Below are 23820 nucleotides of genomic sequence, written 5' to 3'. Positions count from 1 at the left end.
GGGATTTAGTCGCCGTTCAGTCCGCCATAGGACCTTACCAGGTTCACCATGTCGGACGAATTTGCCGTCTCGCTTTCAAGCCCGTGCGCAACGCCTGCGCGATCCGCGACGGGACGGTTCTGGCTGACCTTCCATTTGCCATGGATTTCGGCGATCTCGATCTCCAGCCCGATGATGCCCTTGATCTGCGACTGGATGAACGGGGCAGGCGCATCCGTTACCGCCCATGGCGCCTCACGCGTGCCTTCCTGCGAAGCCGTCAGGTCGGCGATCTGCCGCGCCAGCCAGTCCTGATCGTCGATCACCTTCGCGATGCCGCGCACCTGCACGATGGCATAGTTCCAGGTCGGCACCACCTTGCCGGTCTCGCGCTTGGTCTCGTACCAGGACGGCGTCACATAGGCGTCGGTACCCTGGAAGACGATCAGCACGGGCGATGCCGGGTTGTCGGCGATGAGGCGCCATTGAGGATTGGCTTTGGCCAGATGTGCGCGCAGCCTGCCATTTGGCCCGACATCGGCGTCGATCAGGAACGGAATGGCGTCGGCGACCGGCCCCTCGGGTCCGCTGGAAACCAAGAGGCCGAGCGGATGTGCCCGGATCAGCCCGTGCAGCACCTCCGGCCGTGTTTCCTGGAAATGAGGAGGCTGGTACATCGCGATCATCCGTCCTTTAGCGCAGCCGCTTCGGGCGCGGATCCGACAATTCGCCGGCCAGCCGGCGATCGAGATAATCCGCGCATTCCTCGATCAGCAGTTCGGCATCGTTGGCGAAGAAATGATTGGCGCCGGGCAATGTCTTCTGCGTGATGGTGATGCCCTTTTGCGTGTGCAGCTTGTCGACCAGGCCTTGCACGTCCTTCGGCGGCGCCACCTTGTCAGCGTCGCCATGGATGATGAGCCCCGAGGAGGGGCAGGGCGCCAGGAAGGAAAAGTCGTAGGTGTTGGGTTGCGGCGCGACCGAGATGAAGCCTTCGATCTCGGGCCGGCGCATCAAAAGCTGCATGCCGATCCACGAGCCGAACGAATAGCCGGCAACCCAGCAACTCTTGGAATCCGGATGCAGCGACTGCACCCAGTCGAGTGCGGCGGCCGCATCCGACAATTCGCCGGTACCGTGATCGAATTCGCCCTGGCTGCGCCCGATGCCGCGGAAATTGAAGCGCAGCGTGGTGAAGTCGCGCTTCTGGAACATGTAGAAGAGGTCGTAGACGATTTTGTTGTTCATCGTCCCGCCGAATTGCGGGTGCGGATGCAAGACAATGGCAATCGGCGCGCTCTTTTCCTTCGAGGGCTGGTATCGACCCTCCAGACGGCCGGCCGGACCGGTGAAAATGACCTCAGGCATGAAATACTCCAACTTGGGTAATAAGAATGCGCGGCGCCCGGAGAACCTTCCTCTGGCCTTGACGCAGGGCGAGCGTCTTCATAGAAGCTAGTTTAGAATTGTTCAAAACTGGGTGGCCGGAACGCAATCGTCCGGCTGCCCGCGCCGCAAGCCGCGTAAATAGGACGGCTTGCCTTGGAATTTCAAGGAAATAACGCGATATCTCGGTGGAATGGCTTCTGACGGGACCAGCTGGAAGAAAATGGCCGGAATGCGCGCCTATCTCGACTACAATGCCAGTGCGCCCCTGCTTGCAGCGGCACGCGAGGCTATGGTCGCGGCGCTCGATGTGGCCGCCAACCCATCATCGGTCCATGCCGAAGGGCGTGCGGCGCGTCGCCTGATCGAAACTGCAAGGCGTGATGTGGCGGAATTGGTGAAGGCCAAGGCTGGGCATGTCGTGTTCACGTCAGGCGCCACGGAAGCCGCCTCGACGCTGCTGACGCCCGATTGGCGGATGGGGCGCGGGACCATCCGCATGAGCCATCTCTATGTCTGCGAAGCCGACCACCCCTGCCTGTTGAACGGCGGGTCCTTCCCGGCCTCGCAGGTGACGCGGATCGGCGTCGACGCCAATGGAATTGTCGACCTCGAAGCAATGGCAAACGCGCTTGCCGCGCACGATAAGGCCGCCGGCCTGCCGCTGGTGGCAATCCATGCCGCCAACAATGAGACTGGTGTCATCCAGCCGGTCGATCGTATCGCCGAAATCGTAAAGGCGGTCGACGGTGTCCTCGTCGTAGACGCGGTTCAGGCGGCAGGGCGCATTTCGATCGACATTTCGGCGGGTTACGCCGACTATCTGATACTGTCGTCGCACAAGATTGGCGGCCCCAAGGGCGTCGGCGCCATCGTCGCCGCTGCCGATCTGATGATGCCGAAGCCGCTCATCAACGGCGGTGGCCAGGAAAAGGGCCATCGCGGCGGCACCGAGAACCTGCCCGGCATTGCGGGATTTGGCGCGGCGGCGCGGGAGGCTCTCATCGGATTGGAGGCCATCGATGCCCTGCGTCGGCGTCGCGACGAGATCGAGGCCATCGTTAAAATGTTGATACCGGACGTGGAAATCTTCGGAACTGGCGCGCCGAGGCTTGCCAACACGACATTCTTCGCTATTCCCGGCGTCAAGGCCGAGACTGTACAGATCGCCTTCGACCTGGCCGGTGTGGCGCTGTCGGCGGGTTCCGCCTGCTCGTCGGGTAAAGTCGGCCCGAGCCATGTGCTGAAGGCCATGGGTCACGGTGACAGTCTGGGTGCGTTGCGCTTGTCGATCGGCGCGGCGACCGGCGCGCAGGACATCGAGGCGTTCCGCCTGGCGTTGGCAGAAATCGCCGCACGTCGGGTGGGCAAGGAGAAGGCCGCGTAGCGGTTGGACGAATTTGGGCCTTTCGGCCTGGTAGAGCCGTGCGTTTCATGCTGGCCGGGTGAATTTCCGGCCGAGGCGCACTATATGAAACTTACGCCGCCGCGGGTGCTCCTTGGGTGCTTATCCGGCGGTGCCATAGTTTGAAAACTGTCGGGCCTTGACCCCGGCGTGGATGGAGAACGCATATGCCTGCTGTGCAGGACACGATCGATCGGGTCCGAAAGATCGACGTCGACCAATACAAATACGGGTTCCAGACCGAAATCGCTGTCGACAAGGCCCCCAAGGGCCTGAGCGAAGACATCATCCGTTTCATTTCGGCGAAGAAGGACGAACCGTCCTGGATGCTGGAATGGCGTCTGGAAGCCTATCGGCGCTGGCTGACGCTGGAAGAGCCGACCTGGGCGCGCGTTAACTATCCCAAGATCGATTTCCAGGACATCTATTACTACGCGGCGCCGAAGAGCACGCCCGGACCGAGCTCGCTCAGCGACGTCGATCCGGAGATCTTGAAGGTCTACGAGAAACTCGGCATTCCGCTGAAGGAGCAGGAGATCCTGGCCGGCGTGCAGAAGACCGATGCGTCCGAGCTCGAGGAAGCCAGCGACAACGTCTACAAGTCCGGCCGCGTCGCCGTCGACGCCGTGTTCGATTCGGTATCCGTCGTCACCACGTTCAAGAAGGAACTGGCGCAGGCGGGCGTCATCTTCTGCTCGATCTCGGAAGCCATCCGCGAGCATCCGGAACTGGTGAAGAAATATCTCGGCTCGGTCGTGCCGACGTCGGATAATTTTTATGCGACGCTGAATTCGGCCGTCTTCACCGACGGCTCGTTTGTCTTCGTGCCCAAGGGCGTTCGCTGCCCGATGGAACTGTCGACCTATTTCCGCATGAACGAGAAGAACACCGGCCAGTTCGAGCGCACGCTGATCATCGCCGAGGAGGGGGCCTACGTCTCCTATCTCGAAGGCTGCACGGCGCCGCAGCGCGACGAGAACCAGCTCCATGCCGCAGTCGTCGAACTGGTGGCGCTAGACGATGCCGAGATCAAATATTCGACGGTGCAGAACTGGTACCCCGGCGACGCCGAGGGCAAGGGCGGCATCTATAACTTCGTTACCAAGCGCGGCGATTGCCGTGGCCACCGCTCGAAGATCTCGTGGACGCAGGTCGAGACCGGCTCGGCGATCACGTGGAAATACCCGAGCTGCATCCTGCGCGGCGACGATTCCAGCGGCGAGTTCTATTCGATCGCCGTGTCGAACGGCTACCAACAGGTCGACAGCGGCACCAAGATGATCCATCTCGGCAAGAACACGTCGAGCCGCATCATCTCCAAGGGCATCGCCGCCGGTTTTTCGCAGAACACCTATCGCGGCCAGGTTTCGGCGCATCGCAAGGCGACCAATGCGCGCAACTTCACCAATTGCGACTCGCTGCTGATCGGCGACCAGTGCGGCGCCCACACGGTGCCTTACATGGAAGCCAAGAACGCGACCGCGCAGTTCGAGCACGAAGCGACGACATCGAAGATTTCCGAGGACCAGAAATTCTATGTCATGCAGCGCGGCATTCCGGAGGAGGAAGCGATCGCGCTGATCGTCAACGGGTTCGTCAAGGACGTCATCCAGCAGCTGCCGATGGAATTCGCCGTCGAGGCACAGAAGCTGATCGGGATTTCGCTCGAGGGCTCGGTCGGCTGACCGGACAGATATTCAGGAAGAAAAGAATGCTTGAGATCAAGAACCTGCATGCCCGCATCGTCGATGACGGCACCGAAATCATCCGCGGCCTGAATCTCTCGGTAAAAGCCGGCGAGGTCGCCGCGATCATGGGGCCGAATGGCTCGGGCAAGTCGACGCTGTCCTACATCCTCGCCGGCCGCGAGGACTACGAGGTCACCGAGGGCGATATCCTCTACAACGGCCAGTCGATCCTCGAAATGGATCCGGCCGAGCGCGCGACTTCGGGCATTTTCCTGGCCTTCCAGTATCCGATGGAGATACCGGGCGTGGCGACCATGGAATTCCTGAAGGTTGCCATGAACGAGCAGCGCAAGGCGCGCGGCGAGGAGCCGCTGAAGATCCCCGAATTCCTGAAGCGGGTGAAGGATGCCGCAGCCTCGCTCAACATGGACATGAACATGCTCAAGCGGCCGCTCAATGTCGGCTTCTCCGGCGGCGAGAAGAAGCGCGCCGAGATTCTGCAGATGAAGCTTTTGGAGCCAAAGCTCTGCGTGCTTGACGAGACCGATTCCGGGCTCGACATCGATGCGCTCAAGATCGTCTCCGATGGCGTCAACGCGTTGCGCTCGCCCGAGCGCGCCATCGTCGTCATCACGCACTATCAGCGGCTGCTCGAACACATCGTGCCCGACACCGTGCACGTGCTCTACAAGGGCCAGGTCATCAAGTCCGGCGACAAGTCGCTGGCGCTCGACCTCGAGGCCAATGGCTATGCCGGCGTGATCGGTGAAGCCGCGTGAGATGCCAGAAGGCAAGGCAAGACTGATGAACATGCACACACAACCCCAGCGGACACCGGCCGAAACAGCGTTGATCGACGCTTTCGGCGAACGGTTGTCGCTGCTGCCAGGCGACGGCGCGGTGATGTTGAAGCGCGACGACGCCATCGAGGCGGTAAAGCACGGACTGCCGACACGGCGCATCGAATCCTGGCACTACACCGACCTGCGGCGGCTGCTGAATGCGGTGCCGGACTTCGACCCGACGGCCGTGGCCAAAGCCATCGCGCCAGTTGTTGAAGGTTCCACCGTGTTGCCGCTTCTCAACGGCGTGTCGAGCGCCAAAACGCCCGCAATCGAAGGCGTCAGCGTCCAGTGCCTGTCGGAGAAACTGACCGACGGCAGCATCGCGCCTGGGCTCGATCCCTACGGCAGCGACGATGCCATCGGGGCGTTGAACACGGCTTTCGTCGCCGACGGTTATTTCGTCGACATCGCCGATGGCACCCAAGTGGAAAAGCCGATCGAATTGCAAAACCTGCAGGCCGGCGGCCAGACGCATGTACGCCTGGCCGTGCGCGCCGGCGCCGACGCGAAGGCTGTGATCGTCGAACGCCAGGCCGGCGAGGGCGCGGCCCTTGTCAGCTCGGTCAGCCAGCTCGTGCTCGGCGAAGGCGCCGAGGTGACGTGGCTGATCATCCAGGAGCAGCCGGACACGGCAACGCATCTGGCGCAGTTCAAGGCTCATATCGGCAAGAATGCGAAGCTGACGCTGTTCGTCATGAACGCCGGCGGCAAGCTCGTGCGCCAGGAGGTCGTGGTGAAGACGACGGGCGAGGGCGCTGACTTCCAATTGCGCGGCATCAACCTGCTGGCCGGCGACGCCCACACGGACACCACCATGGTGCTCGATCATGCGGTGCCGCACACCACGTCGACGGAAGTGATCCGCAATGTCGTGACCGGCAAGGCCCGTGGCGTCTTCCAGGGCCGCATCAACGTCCATCAATACGCGCAGAAGACCAACGCCAAAATGGCTTGCAACACGCTGCTTCTGTCGGACGACGGCGAGTTCTCGACCAAGCCGGAACTCGAAATCTTCGCCGACGACGTGGTCTGCGGTCATGGCGCCACCGTCACCGAGATCGACCACAACCATCTGTTTTACCTGATGGCGCGCGGCATCGACGAGAAGAGCGCCCGTGGTCTGCTGGTGAAGGCCTTCATCGCCGAGGTGATCGAGGAACTGGACGACGAGGTGATCGTCGAGGCCCTGGAGACCAGGCTCGACGGCTGGTTTGCGGCGCATGGATGAGTGGATAGGGCTCGCTCCGGCGAACACCCCTGATCCGGCCGCTTCGCGGCCACCTTCTCCCACAAGGGGAGAAGGAAGAGCGCCTGACCTTCTCCCCTTGTGGGAGAAGGTGGATCGGCGCGAAGCGCCGAGACGGATGAGAGGCGTTGCACGGAATGAGGCGGTGCCTCAAGAGAGCTTATGATGGACCAGAAAGTCGAAACCTACGACGTCGAGGCGATCCGCCGCGATTTCCCGATTCTGTCACGCGAAGTCTACGGCAAACCTCTCGTCTATCTCGACAATGGCGCCTCGGCGCAGAAGCCGCAGGCGGTGCTCGACGCGGTCCAGCACGCCTATGCCCAGGAATACGCCAACGTCCATCGCGGCCTGCACTTCCTGTCCAATGCAGCGACCGACGCCTATGAGAAGGCGCGGGAGACGGTTCGCCGCTTCCTCAATGCGCCGAGCACCGACAATATCGTCTTCACCTCGAACACGACATCGGCGATCAACACGGTCGCCTATGGCTATGGCATGCCCAATATCGGCGAGGGCGACGAGATCGTGCTGTCGATCATGGAGCACCACTCCAACATCGTGCCATGGCATTTCATCCGCGAGCGGCAGGGCGCCAAACTGGTCTGGGTGCCGGTCGACGATCTCGGCGTCTTCCACATCGAGGAATTCGAGAAGCGACTGACCGACCGCACAAAGCTGGTCGCTATCACGCAGATGTCGAACGCGCTGGGCACGGTGACGCCGATCAAGGAGATCGTGCGCATCGCGCATTCGCGCGGCATTCCCGTGCTCGTCGACGGCAGCCAGAGCGCTGTCCATATGCCCATCGACGTGCAGGACCTCGACTGCGATTTCTTCGTCTTCACCGGCCACAAGGTCTACGGTCCCTCCGGCATCGGTGTGCTCTATGGCAAGAAGGACATCTTGCAGCGCATGCGTCCGTTCATGGGCGGCGGCGAGATGATCGAGGAGGTGACCGAAGACATCGTCACCTACAACGACCCGCCGCACCGCTTCGAGGCCGGTACGCCGCCGATCGTCCAGGCGATCGGGCTCGGCGCCGCGCTCGATTACATGGAAAAGATCGGCCGCGAGCGCATCGCCGCGCACGAGGCCGATTTGAAGGACTATGCGCACGAGCGGCTGCGCGCCATCAACTCGCTGCGCATCTTCGGCGACGCGCCCGGCAAGGGCGCCATCATCTCGTTCGAGCTGCAAGGCATTCATGCCCATGACGTGTCGATGGTGATCGACCGGCAAGGCGTGGCTGTGCGCGCGGGCACCCATTGCGCCCAGCCCCTGTTGAAACGCTTCGGCGTAACCTCCACATGCCGGGCGTCGTTCGGCATGTATAATACGCGAGCCGAAGTCGATGCTTTGGCTGATGCGTTGGAAAAAGCGCGCAAGTTTTTCGGGTGACGATAATGGAAGATGCCAGCACAGCCACCGATGCTGTTCCCGACGCGGCCGCCAATGCGGTGGTTTCCGCGTCCGCCATTCCCGCCGACGAACTGGCGCGGCTGACCGACGACATCGTTTCGGCGCTGAAGACGGTCTACGACCCGGAAATCCCGGCCGATATTTACGAGCTTGGCCTCGTCTACAAGATCGACATCGAGGACGACCGCTCAGTCAAGATCGACATGACGCTGACCGCGCCCGGCTGCCCGGTGGCCGGCGAGATGCCGGGCTGGGTTGAGAACGCCGTCGGCGCCGTCGAAGGCGTGTCGGGCGTCGAGGTCAACATGACATTCGACCCGCCCTGGTCGCCCGATCGCATGTCGGAAGAGGCGCAGGTGGCGGTGGGCTGGTACTGACGTCGAGTCCGGCACACTTGCGCCAGTGGTAAAACTTCACCATTTTAGGTGAGGAATCATTCGGCAGGCCTTGAACCTGCATGGAATGGAGAAGGAAAAAGATGGGACGCTTTGCCGTCATCACGATGACCGAAAAGGCCGCCGACCGGGTGCGCGAGATCGTCGCCACGCGTGAGAATGCGCATGGCATTCGCCTCGGTATCAAGAAGGGCGGTTGCGCCGGCATGGAATACACGGTCGACCTGGTGACCGAACCCAATACCAAGGACGACCACATCGAGCGCGACGGCGCCCATGTCTATGTCGCGCCGGAAGCAGCACTTTTCCTGTTCGGCACCGAGATGGATTTCGAGCAGACGACGCTGCGCACCGGCTTCACCTTCCGCAACCCGAACCAGAGCTCGGCCTGCGGCTGCGGCGAATCCGTCGAACTGAAGCCGGCCGACCTCAAGGCGCTGGCAGAAGCACGCGCCTCCGCCTGACCTTCCTTCGTCCCGTTTACGGGGAGAAGGTGTCCCCCAGGGCCGGATGAGGGGCAGCGATAGCCCCGCTGCCGGCGTTCGTCATTCGAAAAGCCGCGCAATTGGCTTCCCGCCTGCTGCGCAGACCACTCCTCACCTCCCTTAGAACGCAGCGAAGACACTCACTCCACCCACGTCCCGGTCCGCTTATGCCAGTCGGCGATCGATTCCTCGGGATAGACGTCGAACACCTTGTCGCTCGGCCCGACATCGGGCTCGACCCAGTTGGCCTTGTATTTCAGCATCAGATGCACCTTGCTTGGCGGTTTCGGCAGGTCGCTGTCGATCGCCGAGGCGAAGGGATGGACGAGTTCCGGCCAGGTCGGGTCGTAGAGCCACAGCGCCGATCCGCATTTGCGGCAGAAATTGCGCTCTCCGGTCGAGATTTCGCAATGCGGATGTTCGTCGTCCTCGATCTCGGCCCGATAGACGCCGAGGCTGCTCTTGCCGCGGATGGTCATCGTCTCGTAGTCGGCGCCGAGATTGATGGCAAAACCGCCGCCGCCCTGCTGCTTGCGGCAGATCGAGCAGTAGCACAGCATGAATGGCACGGGCGTGTGGCTTTCCACCTCGAAACGAACGGCATTGCAGCGGCAGGAGCCTTTGAGCAGGACAGGCATGACGGGAAACTCCGGTCGATCCCCTTTCAACCTGTCAGCATGGTTTTGGTTGCGGCGATGACAAGGCCGGATCGCGGTGACATGATCCGCGCATGGACAATGAACGCATAGAAGAACTCTTCCAGAGCCTGGGCCCGGTCAGCATCCGCAAACTGTTCGGCGGCAAGGGCATCTATGCCGACGGCGTCATCGTCGCCATCGTGTTGCGCGGCGAATTGATGCTGAAAGCGGACGAGCAAAGCGCGCCCGACTTCGAGGCCGCCGGCTGCGCGCAGTGGACCTACACCGGGTCTCGCCACGGCAAGCTGGTGGCGATGCCCTATTGGAGTATTCCCGATAGTGCCTTCGACGACCCCGACGAGATGGCGGTATGGGCGCGGCGGGCCTATGAGGCGGGGCGGCGGGCGGGAAAATAACGCTAGGACCTCGGGGCGATGAGGCAGTGCAGACTTTTTCGGAGACGTCCAGCAGGACAGAGGAGGGCGTGACGGAACTCGGTGGTCGCGAGTAGCCGTGGTGCCGCCGCTCGTATTTCCGGCGTCCTACAGCGCCCCGGCAATTCGCGCTGCCAGCCGAGCATTGTTTTCGACCAGCGCGATGTTGGTCTTCAGGCTCCGGCCGCCGGTGAGTTCGAGGATTTTGGAGAGCAGGAACGGCGTCACCGCCTTGCCGGTAACGTTGAGCGCCTCGGCGGCCTTCTGGGCGGCCTCGATGTAGCCGGCCATCTCGCCGGCCGGGATTTCGTGATCCTCCGGCACCGGATTGGCGATCAGCATGCCGCCGCTCAGGCCCAGCGCCTGTCGCGTCTTGTAAAAATGCGCGATCTCTTCCGGCGCGTGCAAGGTCAGCGGCGCGCGGAACGGCGACTGCCGCGACCAGAAGGCCGGCATGGTCTCGCAGCCATGGCCGATCACGGGCACGCCGCGGGTCTCCAGCACCTCCAGCGTCTTTTCGATGTCGAGGATGGCCTTGGCCCCAGCCGAGACGACGATGACGGGCGTGCGCGCCAGCTCATCGAGGTCGGCGGAAATGTCGAAGCTTTTTTCGGCGCCCTTGTGCACGCCGCCGATGCCGCCGGTGGCGAACACCTTTATCCCAACCATATGCGCGGCGATCATTGTGGCGGCAACCGTGGTGCCGCCGGTGCGCCCTTGCGCGACGGCGAAGCCGAGATCGGCGCGAGAGAGCTTCATGGCGTCGCCGGTCATGGCGAGCGATTCGCGTTCTCCGTCGGAGAGGCCGATCTTGATGCGGCCCGCCACCACGGCGATCGTCGCCGGCACCGCGCCGCCGTCCGCAATGATCCTTTCCACGTCGGCCGCCATGGCGCCATTGTCGGGGTAGGGCATGCCGTGGGTTATGATGGTGCTTTCCAGCGCCACCACGGGCTTCCCGGCCGACAGGGCCTGCGCCACCGGCGCGTGGACATCGATGAAGGGGCGGGCGGTGTCTGGGGTCATCTTGATCTCCAATCCGGAGTGCGGCGCATCTTTTTGGACGCTCGATCGGCACTGCGGCACTGTGAACTGGCCGGTCTCATGCCATTTCCTGCTCTTCGGGCACAAGAGCCAGCGCTTGCGCGAAAGTCGCCGTGGTGAAATCGGGAACGGCGCCCGCGCTTTCAATAGCCAGCGTCGCGGCGGCGACGCCCTCGCGCAACGCCGCGCGCAAGGGCATGCCGCGCAGCAGGGCGGCGACCGTCGCGCCGGCAAGCGCATCGCCGGCGCCGGTGACGTCCACGACCTTTCTTGGAGGGGGCGGGACGACGGCAAAGCTGCCGTCGCGGTCGAAGCCCAGCACCGGGCCGCCGCCCGCCGTGACCACCGCGCTGTCGAGGCCGGCGCTTCTCAGCCCGTCGAGGATAGTTTTTTGAGAGGCGGCATCGTCAAGTCCGGCAAGCGCCACCGCCTCGCGCCTGTTCATGAAGGCGACGGCCAGGCCGCCGAGCACCGGTGTCAAGCGCACGACCTTGGCCGGTGAAATGGCAATGGCGAACACGGGCTTGCCGGCGGCAAGCGACACCAGCCGCTCCAGAGCCGCCGATGGCAGGTTGGCGTCGCACAGGACGGCATCGGCGGCGGCGATCTCCTCCCGCACCCTGGAGCGGCGGATCTGCTTTGCAAATGCCAGTTCATAAAGCGCCATGTCGGCAAAGCCGACGAGCAGTTCGCCCTCGCGGTCGATCAGCGCCGTATAGCTCGGCGTCGTGCGGTCGAGGAACACCGCGGACAGGTCGGCAATGCCTGCTTCGGCGATGGCGCGCGAAACCGTGTCGGCGGCGGCATCGCCGCCGCGCACCGACAGCAACGAGCCCGAGACGCCTCGCCGCACCGTGCTGCGCAATGCGTTGAAGACGCCGCCGCCAACGTCCTCGCGCATCGTGCCCGGGTTGGAGGCAGCCGGCACGTAAGCGCCGGACACCTGGCCGCGCCTGTCGATATGGGCGCCGCCCACCGCCAGGACTCTTGGAGATCTCACCATGCGCCGATATGACCTTTGTTGGCGGTCACGCACAAGCGCCATGCTGTGCGACGGAGCTTCGCAGGCAACAACCAGCGATTCGTGAGGCCGGCACGGCGAACCAGCCTGGCCTAATATTCGGGTCATGCTGGAGCCGAATCGTGAGACAAAAAAAGAACAAATCAGGATGTTGTTTATTTTTCAAATGCTTGATCCCTCTTGCCAAATGAGAACAAAAAAGGTACAAATAACCAAGGATTACGGATTGTCCGGCCTTCATTGACGACTACGGGGTGATGTATCATGGCTCAGAACAGCTTGCGGCTTGTAGAGGATAAGGCAGTGGACAAATCAAAGGCTCTGGATGCGGCGCTGTCGCAAATCGAGCGGGCTTTCGGCAAGGGCTCGATCATGCGGCTCGGCGCGAACGAGCAGGTCGTCGAGATCGAAACCGTGCCGACCGGCTCGCTCGGCCTCGACATCGCGCTTGGCGTCGGCGGCCTGCCGCGCGGCCGCATCATCGAGATCTACGGGCCGGAAAGCTCGGGTAAGACGACGCTGGCGCTGCACACGGTGGCGGAAGCCCAGAAGAAGGGCGGCATCTGCGCCTTCGTCGATGCCGAGCATGCGCTCGATCCGGTCTATGCCCGCAAGCTCGGCGTCGATCTCGAAAACCTCCTGATCTCGCAGCCTGACACTGGCGAGCAGGCGCTTGAGATCTGCGATACGCTGGTGCGCTCCGGCGCCATCGATGTGCTGGTGGTCGATTCGGTCGCGGCGCTGACGCCGCGCGCCGAAATCGAGGGCGAGATGGGCGATTCGCTGCCCGGCCTGCAGGCCCGCCTGATGAGCCAGGCGCTGCGCAAGCTGACCGCCTCGATCTCGCGCTCCAACACCATGGTCATCTTCATCAACCAGATCCGCATGAAGATCGGCGTCATGTTCGGCTCGCCCGAAACCACCACCGGCGGCAATGCGCTGAAATTTTACGCCTCGGTGCGTCTCGATATCCGCCGCATCGGCTCGGTCAAGGACCGCGACGAGGTCGTCGGCAACCAGACCCGCGTCAAGGTGGTCAAGAACAAGCTGGCGCCGCCCTTCAAGGTGGTCGAGTTCGACATCATGTACGGCGAAGGCGTGTCGAAGACAGGCGAGCTGGTCGATCTCGGCGTCAAGGCCGGCGTGGTCGAGAAGTCGGGCGCCTGGTTCTCCTACAATTCGCAGCGTCTCGGCCAGGGCCGCGAGAACGCGAAGCTGTTCCTGCGCGACAATCCCGATACGGCGCGCGAGATCGAACTTGCGCTCAGGCAGAACGCCGGACTGATCGCCGAGAAATTCCTTGAGAATGGCGGCTCCGAAGGTGGCGATGATGGGTTCGAGGATGAAGCCGGCGCGATGTAAGCGTTCGCCGGCGCAATTCAAGCGTTCGCCGGCGCGATCTAGCGTTCGGTTTATGGCCCGAGTTCGGCCATAATCCCGGTTCATCAATTTGAGCTTATGTAATCGAGTTCTGTAGTATTGCGTTTCAAACCGCCGGCCCCGTGCCGGCGGTTTGCGTTTTGGGTGGCTGGTGAACCGCGAATTGGCCGGCTTGCGTGTTTCTGGACAGGGTGCCAAGCGGCGGCTAAAAGGCCAGCTCCATCTTCTAAAGCAGAGCCCATTTTCCGCCGGTCCGGCCGGCGGCTCTCTCGAAAAGGCAGCATTCATGAGTGGCGTGAACGAGATCCGGTCGACATTTCTCGACTATTTCCGCAAGGAGGGTCACGAGGTCGTGGCGTCGAGCCCGCTTGTACCGCGCAACGATCCGACGCTGATGTTCACCAATGCCGGCATGGTGCAGTTCAAGAACGTCTTCACCGGCCTGGAGAAGCGGCCCTATTCGCGTGCCACGACCGCCCAGAAAAGCGTTCGCGCCGGCGGCAAGCACAACGACCTCGACAATGTCGGCTACACCGCGCGCCACCTGACCTTCTTCGAGATGCTCGGCAATTTCTCCTTCGGCGACTATTTCAAGGAGCGCGCCATCGAGTTGGCCTGGAACCTCATTACCAGGGAGTTCGGGCTTAAGAAGGACAAGCTGCTCGTCACCGTCTACCACACCGACGACGAGGCGGCCGGCTTCTGGAAGAAGATCGCCGGCTTTTCCGATGATCGCATCATCCGCATCCCAACCTCCGACAATTTCTGGGCGATGGGCGACACCGGGCCGTGCGGGCCATGCTCGGAAATTTTCATCGATCGCGGCGAGCACATCTGGGGCGGTCCGCCCGGCACCCCGGAGGAGGATGGCGACCGGTTCCTGGAATTCTGGAACCTGGTGTTCATGCAGTACGAGCAAGTGACGAAGGACGAGCGCATCGACCTGCCGCGCCCGTCGATCGACACCGGCATGGGGCTGGAGCGCATGGCCTCCATCCTGCAAGGCGTGGAAAGCGTGTTTGAGACCGACCTGTTCCGCCATCTGATCGATGCGGCGTCGTCCGCGCTCGGCCGCGGTCCCGACGCCGAGACCGTCGCATCCTATCGCGTCATAGCCGATCACCTGCGCTCGTCCTCGTTCCTGGTCGCAGACGGCGTGCTGCCATCGAACGAAGGCCGCGGCTATGTGCTGCGCCGCATCATGCGCCGCGCCATGCGGCATGCGCAATTGCTCGGTGCGAACGAGCCGCTGGTGTGGAAGCTGGTGCCGGCGCTGGTTCGCGAGATGGGTCAGGCCTATCCGGAACTGGTGCGCGGCGAACAGCTGATCACCGAGACGCTGAAGCTTGAGGAGACCAGGTTCCGCAAGACACTGGTGCGTGGCCTCGGTTTGCTGTCGGAGGCGACGGAAAAGCTCGGCGCCGGCGACATGCTGGACGGCGAGACGGCCTTCAAGCTTTACGACACCTATGGCTTCCCGCTCGACCTGACGCAGGATGCGCTGCGCCAGCGCAACATCTCGGTCGATCTTGCCGGCTTCACCAATGCGATGGAGCAGCAGAAGGCAGAGGCGCGTAAGCACTGGGCGGGCTCCGGCGAGGCGGCGACCGAAGCGGTCTGGTTCCCGGTGCGCGAAAAATCCGGCGCTACCGAATTCCTCGGCTACGAGACCGAGCAGGCGGAAGGCATTATCCAGGCGCTTGTCCGCGACGGCAAGACCGTCGACAGCGCCGGCAAGGGCGAAGCGGTAGCCGTAGTCGTCAACCAGACGCCGTTCTATGCCGAATCCGGCGGCCAGATGGGCGACACCGGAACCATTTCAGGCGAAGGCTTCTCGATCGAGATTTCCGATACGCAGAAGAAGGCCGACGGGCTGTTCGTGCATCTCGGCAAGGTGGTCAGCGGCACTGCCAGGACGGGTGCCGCCGTCGAGCTGAAGGTTGACCATGCGAGGCGCTCCAGGCTGCGCGCGAACCATTCCGCGACGCATCTGATCCATGAGGCGCTGCGCGAGGTGCTGGGCACCCATGTGGCACAGAAGGGCTCGCTGGTCGCGCCCGAGCGCCTGCGCTTCGACATCTCGCACAACAAGCCCATCTCGCCCTCGGAACTCGAGGAGGTCGAGCGCATGGCCAATGAGATCGTGGTGCAGAACAGCCCGGTGATCACGCGCCTGATGTCGGTCGACGATGCCATTGCCGAAGGCGCCATGGCGCTGTTCGGCGAGAAATACGGCGATGAGGTGCGCGTCGTGTCTATGGGCACGGGCCTACATGGCGCCAAGGCCAATCGCCCCTATTCGGTCGAGCTTTGCGGCGGCACGCATGTCAGGGCAACCGGTGACATCGGCCTGGTGCGCGTCGTGTCCGACAGCGCCGTCGCCGCAGGCGTGCGCCGCATCGAGGCGCTGACGGGCGAGGCCGCGCGCAAGCATCTCGACGAACAGGACCGGCGGCTGAAGGCGGCCGCGGCAACACTGAAAATCTCGCCGGCCGACGTGCCGGCGCGTGTTGAAGCCCTGCTCGAAGAGCGCAAGAAGCTCGAGAAGGAGCTCACCGAAGCGCGCAAGAAGCTGGCGCTGGGCGGCGGGTCGCCCGCTGACGCGCCGGCCGCCAACGAGACCGTCGCGGGCGTCGGCTTCCTCGGCAAGTCGGTTTCCGGTGTCTCGCCGAAGGATCTGAAGCCGCTCGCCGATGCCGGCAAAAGCTCGCTCGGCTCCGGCGTGGTCGTGTTTGTCGGTGCGGGCGAGGACAACAAGGCGAGCGTCGTGGTCGCTGTCACCGATGATCTCGTCGGCCGCTTCAGCGCCGTCGACCTGGTGCGCGTCGCCTCCGCGGTACTCGGCGGGCAGGGCGGCGGCGGCCGGCCCGACATGGCGCAGGCCGGTGGCCCCGATGCCTCGAAGGCCGACGACGCGATTGCTGCGGTGAGGGCGGCGCTGGAGGCGGCGTGATTCATTGCAGAATTGGGGGGCAACGCTCCAGGCCGGTTGCTTCCCTTCGAGGTCGCGCGGCCCCTCATGATGGGCGGCGCGACATCAATGATCGGTTATCCGCGAAATCGTTGACCTGAATCGAATATCGCTGCGCTGCGCTGTCGCAGATCAGCCGGCCTTTTCAGTCCTGGCAAAGCTTGTCTGTTTAGCAATACAATCCCACCAGTCCTGTATGTCGGCAAAGCGAGCCAGCAGTTTGCGCCCTTCCGCCACCCTGACGAAATAGCCGATGATCGGTGCCGCATGCAGGTCGGCGAGCGTCAGTTGATTGCCGAGCAACCACGGCCCCGGGGATCTCAATGATGAGAGCACCTGAAGGACCGCTCCTGCTTGTCGTAATCCGCTGACAATCAGCGCTTCGTCAGGCGACGCCTTCTCCAGCCGCTCCACGGCGACGTCCCAGACCATGGCCCGATAGCCATAAGCGTCGAGCATGCCGATGATCTGGTTCATCCGCGCGCGGCCGCGCGGATCGTTCGGCTGCAAGGGCGGTCCGTCGAAAGCTTCATCGACATAGCGCGTGATCGCGCTGGCCTCGAACAGGCGAAAACCGTCATGCTCGAAGGCCGGGATGCGGCCGAACGGGTGGTGCTCGAAATACCAGCCGGGGATGCCCTCGGCGGCAAAGACATCGACCGGCACAAGCTCATAGTCGACGCCCTTCTCCTCCAGCGCCATGCGCGCTATGCGCACGTAAACGCTGTAGTCCGCGCCGTAGAGGACCGGTTTGGCCATGTTGCCAGTCCTTTGCTTTCGATTTCGTTGGCCCAAAAAAGCGAAGGCTCCTTCCGGAGCCTTCGGCGTGTTGAACCCGCGGGTGCCTACGCCATCGCCTTCTGCAAATTCTCGTCGATCTTGTCGAGAAATCCGGTGGTCGACAGCCAAGGCTGGTCGGGGCCGATCAGCAGCGACAGGTCCTTGGTCATGAAGCCGGATTCGACCGTCTGGATGCAGACCTTTTCCAGCGTTTCGGCAAAACGCTTCAATTCGGCATTGTCGTCGAGCTTGGCGCGGTGGGCCAGCCCTCGGGTCCAGGCGAAGATCGAGGCGATCGAATTGGTCGAGGTTTCCTCGCCCTTCTGGTGCTGGCGATAGTGGCGCGTCACGGTGCCGTGCGCGGCTTCCGCTTCCACCGTCTTGCCGTCCGGCGTCATCAGCACCGACGTCATCAGGCCAAGCGAGCCGAACCCCTGCGCCACCGTGTCGGACTGTACGTCGCCGTCATAGTTCTTGCAGGCCCAGACATAGCCGCCCGACCATTTCAGGCTGGAGGCCACCATGTCGTCAATCAGGCGGTGCTCGTACCACAGCTTCTTGGACTTGAACTCGGCCTCGAACTCAGCCTCGTAGACCTCCTGGAAAATATCCTTGAAGCGGCCGTCATAGGCCTTGAGGATGGTGTTCTTGGTCGAGAGATAGACCGGGTAGTTGCGCAGCAGGCCGTAGTTCAGCGAAGCGCGGGCGAATTCGCGGATCGACTCGTCGAGATTGTACATGGCCATGGCGACGCCGGCGCCGGGCGCGTCGAACACGTCGTGCTCGATCACCTGGCCATCCTCGCCGACGAACTTGATCGTCAGCTTGCCCTTGCCGGGAAAACGGAAATCGGTGGCGCGGTACTGGTCGCCATAGGCGTGGCGGCCGACGATGATCGGCTTGGTCCAGCCGGGTACCAGCCGCGGCACGTTCTTCATGATGATCGGCTCGCGGAAGATGGTGCCGCCGAGGATGTTGCGAATGGTGCCGTTCGGCGATTTCCACATCTTCTTCAGCTTGAATTCCTCGACGCGCTGCTCGTCGGGCGTGATGGTCGCGCATTTCACGCCGACGCCGTATTTTTTGATGGCGTTGGCCGAATCGACGGTCACCTGGTCGTTGGTGGCGTCGCGATGCTCGATGCCGAGGTCGTAATATTCAAGCTTGAGGTCGAGATAAGGGTGGATCAGCTTGTCCTTGATGAACTGCCAGATGATGCGGGTCATCTCGTCGCCGTCGAGTTCGACGACCGGGTTCGCCACCTTGATCTTCGCCATGGAAAGAATGCCTCGTTGCTGGGAAATGGGACGGCCTTGCCCGCGTGGCGTTCGGCCGGGGATGCGCCCCTATATCAAAGCGTTTTTGGCCGCGCAAACGACGATCGGTCACGAAAGCGAAGCGATCGCCCCGCCATTTGCGAATGGTTCATTTTCGCGGCCGAATATGGCAGGGGACGCTGAAATGCCGCAAACAGCAGTTCATTGACAATCATGCCCGTCACCAAAGATTCCGATACCGCTTCAGTCGCCAGCCCCGCCATCATCCTCGTGGAGCCGCAGCTCGGCGAGAATATCGGCATGGTTGCGCGCGCCATGGCCAATTTCGGCCTGGTCGAACTTCGCCTCGTCAACCCGCGCGACGGCTGGCCGAACGAGAAGGCGCGGGCGGCGGCCAGCCGCGCCGACCATGTCATCGACGCCGTCAAGGTTTTCGACGATCTCGCCACGGCGATGGCCGACCTGAATTTCGTTTTCGCGACCACCGCAAGGCAACGCGACGGCTTCAAGCCCGTGCGCGGGCCGGTCGAGGCGGGCAGGGTGCTCCGGGCTCGCCATGGCATGGGTCAGCGAACCGGCATCCTGTTCGGCCGCGAGCGTTTCGGCCTCTATAATGACGAGGTTGGCCTCGCCGACGAGATCGTCACTTTTCCGGTCGATCCCGATTTTTCCTCGCTCAACATCGCCCAGGCCGCGCTTCTCATGTCCTACGAGTGGATGAAATCCGGCCTCGAGGACGAGACCAAGACCAACTTTACGGGTCCGGACATGAAGCCGGCCAGCAAGGAAGAACTGCACGGCCTGTTCGCCTATCTCGAAGGCGCACTCGAAGCGCGCGGCTATTTCCGGCCGGCGCCGAAGAAGCCGAAGATGGTTGACAATCTGCGCGCCGTATTGACCCGGGCGGGATTTGCCGAGCCGGAGCTCAAGGTGCTGCGCGGCATCATCTCGTCGCTGGACAGGTTCTCGCCGGCGATGCCGCGCGGCGACGGCTCTCCGGGAGATGATCCAAGGCGCCTTCCGGCAGCGGCGCGCGCCGGCGGTCCCGGCCGCAAGACCAATGCGGATCGTCAGGTGGCCGATGACGACGACAACCCCGCGCCGCCGCTCGGCGGCAAGGGAACCGACAATGACTGATCAGCCGATCCTGATGTTCGATTCCGGCATTGGCGGGCTGACTGTGCTGCGCGAGGCGCGCGTGCTGATGCCCGACCGCCGCTTCGTCTACATCGCCGACGATGCCGCCTTCCCCTTTGGCGCCTGGGAGGAACCGGCGCTGCGGGTCCATATTCTCGACCTGTTCGGCAAATTGCTGGACCGGTTCGCCCCGGCCATCTCGGTCATCGCCTGCAACACCGCCTCGACGCTGGTGATCGATGCGTTGCGCGAGAGATTTCCCGGCCATCCCTTTGTCGGCACCGTGCCTGCGATCAAGCCGGCGGCGGAGCGTACCCGCTCCGGCCTCGTCTCCGTGCTGGCGACGCCCGGCACGGTGAAACGGCAATACACGCGCGACCTGATCAGCAAATGGGCGCAGAAGTGCCATGTCCGGCTGGTCGGTAGCGACCGCCTGGCGGGGCTGGCCGAAGCCTATATGCGCGAAGGGTTCGTCGACGAGGAAGCCGTGCGCGCCGAGATCTCCCCGTGTTTCATCGAGCGCGACGGCATGCGCACCGACATCGCCGTGCTCGCCTGTACGCACTATCCTTTTCTGGTTAACCGCATGCGCAAGACCGCACCCTGGCCGGTCGACTGGATCGATCCTGCCGAAGCGATCGCCCGGCGGGCGATGTCGCTGCTGTCGCCGGTCAATGGGCCGTTGCCGCATGGTGAGCCGGACATCGCGGTCTTCACGTCCGGCAAGGCGGATTTTGCCACCAGCCGTTTGATGCAGGGCTTTGGACTGGCGGTCGCCTGATTTCCGGAACATTGGCGAGGCCGTTTCGTTTTCTCCCAGGCAATGAAGGGAGAAAAACCATGCCTGCCACCTCGAAAGCCCAGCAGAAGGCCGCCGGCGCCGCATTGTCGGCCAAGCGCGGCGAGACCAAGAAGAGCGAGCTCAAAGGCGCTTCCAAAGGGATGTACGAATCCATGAGCGAAAAGCAGCTCGAGGAATTCGCCGAAACCAAGCGCAAGGATCTGCCGGAGAAAAAGAAGCACTGAGGGAAGCGCTATTTGGCAACGACCTTCTTGAAGGGTTCGTCCAATGGCAAGAAATAGGCCGGCGACGGGGTCGCAGGCCTTGATGTTATTGTCGGGTCAATGGCCGACGTAATCAGCGCCAGTGGCGGCTGTTAGCGCCAGTGGCGGCTGTTAGCGCCAGTGGCAACGTCGCACTTTTTGGCGAATGACATGGCGGTGACCATGGCGCCAGACGACGCGCTTCCTGACCACGATCCGGCATACCTGATGAGGCCGGTGGCCTTGCCAATGCCTTGCCATCGCCGGCTCAGGAGTAATGACGGCCATCGATCCGGCCAACACCGTCGCACCAGTCAGGCTTAGAAAGAACTTCTTCATCCGAATTCAGGCTCCTCTGCTCAAGTCCCTTCCTGGAGCGGTTCAGCTTCGGGGAATCGCCGCCCCGCTCCGGTTTTTTACACAATCCCGGGTAGAAACCGCTAGCGCTTTCCGGGAATTGTTCTAATACCGCGGGCGGCGCCAGTTGGAACCTTGACATCGGTTAAATCTCTGTTTAACAGCGCTCCCAACACCGGGCCGCAACGCCCGGTGGTTTGTTTTGCATGCGCAAGACCCCGACGGAAGCCAGTCTGTTTTCCAAGGTCTTGTTTGAACTGACGTGTCCCGTGGGTTTTTCGCCGCGTTGCGTGGAAAAACCCTGTCAGGTCTCGAAAACGGAGGCCAGAGGAGGGCGCGTTTCCTTCACCCGGACCATGAGGCTCCGGGTTATGTTGTTTTGAAAGGGAATGCGATGAGCAAGCGCGAATCCGCGAAGTACAAGATCGACCGCCGTCTCGGCGAAAACATCTGGGGCCGCCCGAAGTCCCCGGTCAACAAGCGTGAATACGGCCCCGGCCAGCACGGCCAGCGCCGCAAGGGCAAGCTTTCCGATTTCGGCCTGCAGCTGCGCGCCAAGCAGAAGCTGAAAGGCCACTATGGCGACGTTTCGGAAAAGCAGTTCCGCAAGGTCTATGAAGAGGCCGATCGCCGCAAGGGCGACACCTCGGAGAACCTGATCGGCCTGCTCGAGTCGCGTCTGGACGCGGTCGTCTATCGCGCCAAGTTCGTTCCGACCATTTTCGCCGCCCGCCAGTTCGTCAACCACGGCCACGTCAACGTCAACGGCAAGCGCGTCAACATCGGCTCGTACCGCTGCAAGCCGGGCGACGTCGTCGAAGTGCGTGAAAAGTCGAAGCAGCTGGTGATCGTCCTGGAATCGGTCGGCCTCGCCGAGCGCGACGTGCCGGACTACATCGAAGCCGATCACAACAAGATGACCGCGACCTTCTCGCGCATCCCGGGCCTGGCGGACGTTCCGTTCGCCGTCCAGATGGAACCGAACCTCGTCGTCGAATTCTATTCGCGTTAAGCGAAGGCTTTTTGCGAGACCGGAAGGGGCCGCCCATCGAGGCGGCCTTTTCTTTGTCGGCCATGTCCGCTAATCCGGGCGGCAACGAAGCTCCGAACGTTCGTTGCTCCAGGATTTGGAACCGACGCCATGAACATGCTGCCAGACGCTCAATCGCTTGAGCAGGCCGCCGACATCGAAGGCGGTTTTCACCCGCTGTTCGCCGATGTGCCGTCTTCGGTCGAGTTCAACAAATTGCGCAAGCGGCTGCTGCGGCTGACCCGCCAGGCGATCGAGGATTTTTCGATGGTCAGGCCAGGCGAGCGCTGGCTGGTGGCCCTGTCGGGCGGCAAGGATTCCTACGGCCTGCTTGCCATGCTGCTGGACCTCAAATGGCGCGGCCTGCTGCCGGTGGAGCTGCTGGCCTGCAATCTCGACCAGGGCCAGCCGAACTTTCCCAAGCACATCCTGCCCGATTACCTCAATGCCCACGGCATTGCACACCGCATCGAATACCAGGACACCTACTCCGTCGTCACCGACAAGCTGCCGCAGGGCAGCACCTATTGCTCGCTCTGTTCACGCCTGCGGCGTGGTCATCTCTATCGCGTAGCCCGAGAGGAGGGGTGCTCGGCGCTGGTGCTCGGCCATCATCGAGAGGACATTCTCGAAACCTTCTTCATGAACCTGTTCCACGGCGGCCGTCTCGCCGCCATGCCGCCAAAGCTGCTCAACGACGAGGGCGACGTCATGGTGCTGCGGCCGCTGAGCTATTGCGCCGAAATCGATCTGGAAAAGCTCGCCGCGGCGATGCGGTTCCCGATCATCCCTTGCGATCTCTGCGGCAGCCAGGAAGGTCTCCAGCGCAACGCCATGAAGGCCATGCTCGACGATATCGAAAAGCGCATGCCCGGGCGCAAGGACACGATGCTGCGTGCGTTGTCCAACACCAGGCCGTCGCATCTGCTCGACAGGAAACTGTTCGATTTCGCCGCACTCGATGAAACGCTCTCCAGCAGGCAAGACATTTCCGATGACATTTGACGATACCGCGATCGACTGGCTGGCCAGCACCCTGGCCGAAGCAGCCGAAGCCGAAATCATGCCGCGCTTTCGCCGGTTGGGCGGCGGCGACGTCCGCCAGAAGACGTCGGCCGCCGACCTGGTGACGGAAGCCGACGTTAGTGCCGAGCGGCTGATCACCGCCAAGCTGCGTGAGCGCTACCCAACGGCCATGATTGTCGGCGAGGAAGCCTGTTCCGACAATCCGGCGCTGCTCGACGGTCTTGGCGATGCCGATCTGGCTTTCACCATCGACCCGGTGGACGGCACTTTCAATTTCGCTTCCGGCGTGCCGTTGTTCGGCGTCATGCTGGGTGTCGTGGTCCGGGGTGAGACCGTCGCAGGCATCATCCACGATCCGGTCGGCAAGGACTGGCTGATCGGCGCCAGGGGCGCCGGCAGTCATATCAGGCACGCGCATGGCAACCTGGAAAAAGTGCGTGTCGCGGCGCCCGTGCCGATCTCGGGAATGACCGGCTCCGTCTCCTGGCAGTACATGGCCGAACCAGAGCGGTCGCGGCTGGCGCGCAACCAGACGAAAATCCTGTCGCAATTCGCCTATCGCTGCGCCGCGCATGAATATCGCCTGCTGGCCAGCGGCCATGCCCATTTCGTCGTCTACAACAAGCTGATGCCGTGGGACCATCTGCCCGGTGTCCTGATCCATGCCGAGGCCGGCGGCCACGCCGCGCGTTTCGACGCCAGTGCCTACCTACCGTCGCATGTCGGCGGCGGCCTGCTTGTCGCACCCGACCGGGAAAGCTGGCGCGAGTTGCGCAGCGAACTCTGGACGCAATAGCCGGCTGCCAATTCGATTACCAGCCGAGCGCCGC

At 62.9% G+C, this 23820-nt stretch carries 24 protein-coding genes; 16 read left to right on the top strand and 8 right to left on the bottom strand.

The window, feature by feature from the left end:
• Positions 1-5: 5 nt before the first annotated feature.
• Both FJ940_RS07975 and FJ940_RS07970 read right to left on the bottom strand, forming a co-directional pair.
• Positions 6-656: an FMN-binding negative transcriptional regulator gene (locus FJ940_RS07975; RefSeq protein WP_140656074.1), complete on the bottom strand. Its 651-nt coding sequence runs from the start codon at positions 654-656 to the stop codon at positions 6-8.
• Between the two features lie 16 nt (positions 657-672).
• Positions 673-1347, bottom strand: a complete 675-nt coding sequence (locus tag FJ940_RS07970) for an alpha/beta hydrolase (RefSeq protein ID WP_140493883.1) — start codon at positions 1345-1347, stop codon at positions 673-675.
• A 241-nt stretch (positions 1348-1588) separates the two neighbouring features.
• Here FJ940_RS07970 and FJ940_RS07965 point away from each other — a divergent pair, with 241 nt between their 5' ends.
• The 7 genes from FJ940_RS07965 to sufA all read left to right on the top strand — a co-directional run bounded on the left by FJ940_RS07965 (position 1589) and on the right by sufA (position 8830).
• Complete coding sequence (locus FJ940_RS07965; RefSeq protein WP_140656072.1) at positions 1589-2752, top strand: cysteine desulfurase family protein; 1164 nt, start codon at positions 1589-1591, stop codon at positions 2750-2752.
• 185 nt (positions 2753-2937) lie between these two features.
• The gene (sufB, locus tag FJ940_RS07960; protein WP_140493879.1) at positions 2938-4455 is read left to right on the top strand and encodes a Fe-S cluster assembly protein SufB; all 1518 of its coding nucleotides are present in this window, start codon (positions 2938-2940) and stop codon (positions 4453-4455) included.
• Between the two features lie 26 nt (positions 4456-4481).
• Positions 4482-5237, top strand: coding sequence for a Fe-S cluster assembly ATPase SufC (gene sufC, locus FJ940_RS07955; RefSeq protein ID WP_140564708.1), 756 nt, complete (start codon positions 4482-4484; stop codon positions 5235-5237).
• Positions 5238-5262: 25 nt separating this feature from the next.
• Positions 5263-6531 (top strand): Fe-S cluster assembly protein SufD, encoded by a 1269-nt coding sequence (gene sufD, locus FJ940_RS07950; protein ID WP_140515796.1) that lies wholly within the window; start codon positions 5263-5265, stop codon positions 6529-6531.
• A 183-nt stretch (positions 6532-6714) separates the two neighbouring features.
• A complete protein-coding gene (locus FJ940_RS07945) occupies positions 6715-7950 on the top strand; it encodes a cysteine desulfurase (protein ID WP_140494998.1) in 1236 nt (411 codons plus the stop codon).
• 5 nt (positions 7951-7955) lie between these two features.
• Complete coding sequence (locus FJ940_RS07940) at positions 7956-8348, top strand: SUF system Fe-S cluster assembly protein (protein ID WP_140493873.1); 393 nt, start codon at positions 7956-7958, stop codon at positions 8346-8348.
• A gap of 101 nt (positions 8349-8449) precedes the next feature.
• Positions 8450-8830 carry a Fe-S cluster assembly scaffold SufA gene (gene sufA, locus FJ940_RS07935; protein WP_006206001.1) on the top strand — a complete coding sequence of 127 codons (381 nt, stop codon included), beginning with the start codon at positions 8450-8452 and terminating at the stop codon, positions 8828-8830.
• A gap of 161 nt (positions 8831-8991) precedes the next feature.
• Here the strand turns inward: sufA and FJ940_RS07930 are convergent, their stop codons facing one another.
• Positions 8992-9489 (bottom strand): GFA family protein, encoded by a 498-nt coding sequence (locus FJ940_RS07930; RefSeq protein WP_140583375.1) that lies wholly within the window; start codon positions 9487-9489, stop codon positions 8992-8994.
• Positions 9490-9581: 92 nt separating this feature from the next.
• Between FJ940_RS07930 and FJ940_RS07925 the strand changes: the two genes are divergently transcribed.
• The gene (locus FJ940_RS07925) at positions 9582-9905 is read left to right on the top strand and encodes a TfoX/Sxy family protein (protein ID WP_140493867.1); all 324 of its coding nucleotides are present in this window, start codon (positions 9582-9584) and stop codon (positions 9903-9905) included.
• Between the two features lie 126 nt (positions 9906-10031).
• Here the strand turns inward: FJ940_RS07925 and FJ940_RS07920 are convergent, their stop codons facing one another.
• Together FJ940_RS07920 and FJ940_RS07915 are read right to left on the bottom strand one after the other, a co-directional pair.
• Positions 10032-10949 carry a pseudouridine-5'-phosphate glycosidase gene (locus FJ940_RS07920; protein ID WP_140656069.1) on the bottom strand — a complete coding sequence of 306 codons (918 nt, stop codon included), beginning with the start codon at positions 10947-10949 and terminating at the stop codon, positions 10032-10034.
• A 76-nt stretch (positions 10950-11025) separates the two neighbouring features.
• Positions 11026-11970: a carbohydrate kinase family protein gene (locus FJ940_RS07915; protein WP_140560979.1), complete on the bottom strand. Its 945-nt coding sequence runs from the start codon at positions 11968-11970 to the stop codon at positions 11026-11028.
• Positions 11971-12252: 282 nt separating this feature from the next.
• On the opposite strand from FJ940_RS07915, the gene recA reads away from it, so the two are divergent.
• Positions 12253-13350: a recombinase RecA gene (gene recA, locus FJ940_RS07910; RefSeq protein WP_010909075.1), complete on the top strand. Its 1098-nt coding sequence runs from the start codon at positions 12253-12255 to the stop codon at positions 13348-13350.
• A 304-nt stretch (positions 13351-13654) separates the two neighbouring features.
• Positions 13655-16321, top strand: a complete 2667-nt coding sequence (alaS, locus tag FJ940_RS07905) for an alanine--tRNA ligase (protein ID WP_140656066.1) — start codon at positions 13655-13657, stop codon at positions 16319-16321.
• Between the two features lie 150 nt (positions 16322-16471).
• Here the strand turns inward: alaS and FJ940_RS07900 are convergent, their stop codons facing one another.
• Positions 16472-17098, bottom strand: coding sequence for a glutathione S-transferase N-terminal domain-containing protein (locus tag FJ940_RS07900; protein WP_140583362.1), 627 nt, complete (start codon positions 17096-17098; stop codon positions 16472-16474).
• An 86-nt stretch (positions 17099-17184) separates the two neighbouring features.
• Positions 17185-18396: an NADP-dependent isocitrate dehydrogenase gene (locus FJ940_RS07895; protein ID WP_140493857.1), complete on the bottom strand. Its 1212-nt coding sequence runs from the start codon at positions 18394-18396 to the stop codon at positions 17185-17187.
• 213 nt (positions 18397-18609) lie between these two features.
• Here FJ940_RS07895 and FJ940_RS07890 point away from each other — a divergent pair, with 213 nt between their 5' ends.
• The 3 genes from FJ940_RS07890 to FJ940_RS07880 are packed head-to-tail and all read left to right on the top strand — an operon-like array spanning position 18610 to position 20559.
• Complete coding sequence (locus FJ940_RS07890; protein WP_140583360.1) at positions 18610-19533, top strand: RNA methyltransferase; 924 nt, start codon at positions 18610-18612, stop codon at positions 19531-19533.
• Complete coding sequence (gene murI / locus FJ940_RS07885; RefSeq protein ID WP_140493853.1) at positions 19526-20314, top strand: glutamate racemase; 789 nt, start codon at positions 19526-19528, stop codon at positions 20312-20314. Before FJ940_RS07890 ends, murI begins: the two co-directional genes overlap by 8 nt.
• Positions 20315-20373: 59 nt before the next feature.
• Positions 20374-20559, top strand: coding sequence for a DUF3008 family protein (locus FJ940_RS07880; protein ID WP_140493851.1), 186 nt, complete (start codon positions 20374-20376; stop codon positions 20557-20559).
• Positions 20560-20709: 150 nt separating this feature from the next.
• Here FJ940_RS07880 and FJ940_RS07875 read toward each other — a convergent pair whose 3' ends face one another.
• Positions 20710-20916: a hypothetical protein gene (locus tag FJ940_RS07875; protein ID WP_140656064.1), complete on the bottom strand. Its 207-nt coding sequence runs from the start codon at positions 20914-20916 to the stop codon at positions 20710-20712.
• 412 nt (positions 20917-21328) lie between these two features.
• Here FJ940_RS07875 and rpsD point away from each other — a divergent pair, with 412 nt between their 5' ends.
• The 3 genes from rpsD (at position 21329) to FJ940_RS07860 (ending at position 23786) form a co-directional block, all read left to right on the top strand.
• The gene (rpsD, locus tag FJ940_RS07870) at positions 21329-21946 is read left to right on the top strand and encodes a 30S ribosomal protein S4 (protein ID WP_140493847.1); all 618 of its coding nucleotides are present in this window, start codon (positions 21329-21331) and stop codon (positions 21944-21946) included.
• 129 nt (positions 21947-22075) lie between these two features.
• On the top strand, positions 22076-22969 hold the full coding sequence (gene ttcA / locus FJ940_RS07865; RefSeq protein ID WP_140493845.1) for a tRNA 2-thiocytidine(32) synthetase TtcA: 894 nt from the start codon (positions 22076-22078) through the stop codon (positions 22967-22969).
• Positions 22959-23786 carry an inositol monophosphatase family protein gene (locus FJ940_RS07860; RefSeq protein WP_140656062.1) on the top strand — a complete coding sequence of 276 codons (828 nt, stop codon included), beginning with the start codon at positions 22959-22961 and terminating at the stop codon, positions 23784-23786. Before ttcA ends, FJ940_RS07860 begins: the two co-directional genes overlap by 11 nt.
• The last annotated feature ends 34 nt before the right edge of the window (positions 23787-23820 follow it).

Origin of the sequence: Mesorhizobium sp. B2-3-7 (assembly GCF_006442695.1) — a bacterium.
In the GTDB taxonomy this organism is placed as follows: domain Bacteria; phylum Pseudomonadota; class Alphaproteobacteria; order Rhizobiales; family Rhizobiaceae; genus Mesorhizobium.
The sequence above is the reverse complement of the archived record's forward strand: the minus strand, read 5'-3'. Positions and strand labels throughout refer to the sequence as shown.

What these genes read in the sequence shown, in the direction of transcription:
- FJ940_RS07900 (WP_140583362.1), bottom strand. Translation starts at nt 17,098, where the DNA reads ATGGCCAAACCGGTCCTCTACGGCGCGGACTACAGCGTTTACGTGCGC.
- FJ940_RS07920 (WP_140656069.1), bottom strand. Translation starts at nt 10,949, where the DNA reads ATGACCCCAGACACCGCCCGCCCCTTCATCGATGTCCACGCGCCGGTG.
- FJ940_RS07860 (WP_140656062.1), top strand. Translation starts at nt 22,959, where the DNA reads ATGACATTTGACGATACCGCGATCGACTGGCTGGCCAGCACCCTGGCC.
- sufD (WP_140515796.1), top strand. Translation starts at nt 5,263, where the DNA reads ATGAACATGCACACACAACCCCAGCGGACACCGGCCGAAACAGCGTTG.
- sufB (WP_140493879.1), top strand. Translation starts at nt 2,938, where the DNA reads ATGCCTGCTGTGCAGGACACGATCGATCGGGTCCGAAAGATCGACGTC.
- alaS (WP_140656066.1), top strand. Translation starts at nt 13,655, where the DNA reads ATGAGTGGCGTGAACGAGATCCGGTCGACATTTCTCGACTATTTCCGC.
- FJ940_RS07965 (WP_140656072.1), top strand. Translation starts at nt 1,589, where the DNA reads ATGGCCGGAATGCGCGCCTATCTCGACTACAATGCCAGTGCGCCCCTG.
- FJ940_RS07925 (WP_140493867.1), top strand. Translation starts at nt 9,582, where the DNA reads ATGGACAATGAACGCATAGAAGAACTCTTCCAGAGCCTGGGCCCGGTC.
- ttcA (WP_140493845.1), top strand. Translation starts at nt 22,076, where the DNA reads ATGAACATGCTGCCAGACGCTCAATCGCTTGAGCAGGCCGCCGACATC.
- FJ940_RS07895 (WP_140493857.1), bottom strand. Translation starts at nt 18,396, where the DNA reads ATGGCGAAGATCAAGGTGGCGAACCCGGTCGTCGAACTCGACGGCGAC.
- FJ940_RS07890 (WP_140583360.1), top strand. Translation starts at nt 18,610, where the DNA reads ATGCCCGTCACCAAAGATTCCGATACCGCTTCAGTCGCCAGCCCCGCC.
- FJ940_RS07940 (WP_140493873.1), top strand. Translation starts at nt 7,956, where the DNA reads ATGGAAGATGCCAGCACAGCCACCGATGCTGTTCCCGACGCGGCCGCC.
- FJ940_RS07945 (WP_140494998.1), top strand. Translation starts at nt 6,715, where the DNA reads ATGGACCAGAAAGTCGAAACCTACGACGTCGAGGCGATCCGCCGCGAT.
- FJ940_RS07970 (WP_140493883.1), bottom strand. Translation starts at nt 1,347, where the DNA reads ATGCCTGAGGTCATTTTCACCGGTCCGGCCGGCCGTCTGGAGGGTCGA.
- sufC (WP_140564708.1), top strand. Translation starts at nt 4,482, where the DNA reads ATGCTTGAGATCAAGAACCTGCATGCCCGCATCGTCGATGACGGCACC.
- FJ940_RS07880 (WP_140493851.1), top strand. Translation starts at nt 20,374, where the DNA reads ATGCCTGCCACCTCGAAAGCCCAGCAGAAGGCCGCCGGCGCCGCATTG.
- FJ940_RS07975 (WP_140656074.1), bottom strand. Translation starts at nt 656, where the DNA reads ATGTACCAGCCTCCTCATTTCCAGGAAACACGGCCGGAGGTGCTGCAC.
- FJ940_RS07875 (WP_140656064.1), bottom strand. Translation starts at nt 20,916, where the DNA reads ATGAAGAAGTTCTTTCTAAGCCTGACTGGTGCGACGGTGTTGGCCGGA.
- FJ940_RS07930 (WP_140583375.1), bottom strand. Translation starts at nt 9,489, where the DNA reads ATGCCTGTCCTGCTCAAAGGCTCCTGCCGCTGCAATGCCGTTCGTTTC.
- murI (WP_140493853.1), top strand. Translation starts at nt 19,526, where the DNA reads ATGACTGATCAGCCGATCCTGATGTTCGATTCCGGCATTGGCGGGCTG.
- sufA (WP_006206001.1), top strand. Translation starts at nt 8,450, where the DNA reads ATGGGACGCTTTGCCGTCATCACGATGACCGAAAAGGCCGCCGACCGG.
- FJ940_RS07915 (WP_140560979.1), bottom strand. Translation starts at nt 11,970, where the DNA reads ATGGTGAGATCTCCAAGAGTCCTGGCGGTGGGCGGCGCCCATATCGAC.
- recA (WP_010909075.1), top strand. Translation starts at nt 12,253, where the DNA reads ATGGCTCAGAACAGCTTGCGGCTTGTAGAGGATAAGGCAGTGGACAAA.
- rpsD (WP_140493847.1), top strand. Translation starts at nt 21,329, where the DNA reads ATGAGCAAGCGCGAATCCGCGAAGTACAAGATCGACCGCCGTCTCGGC.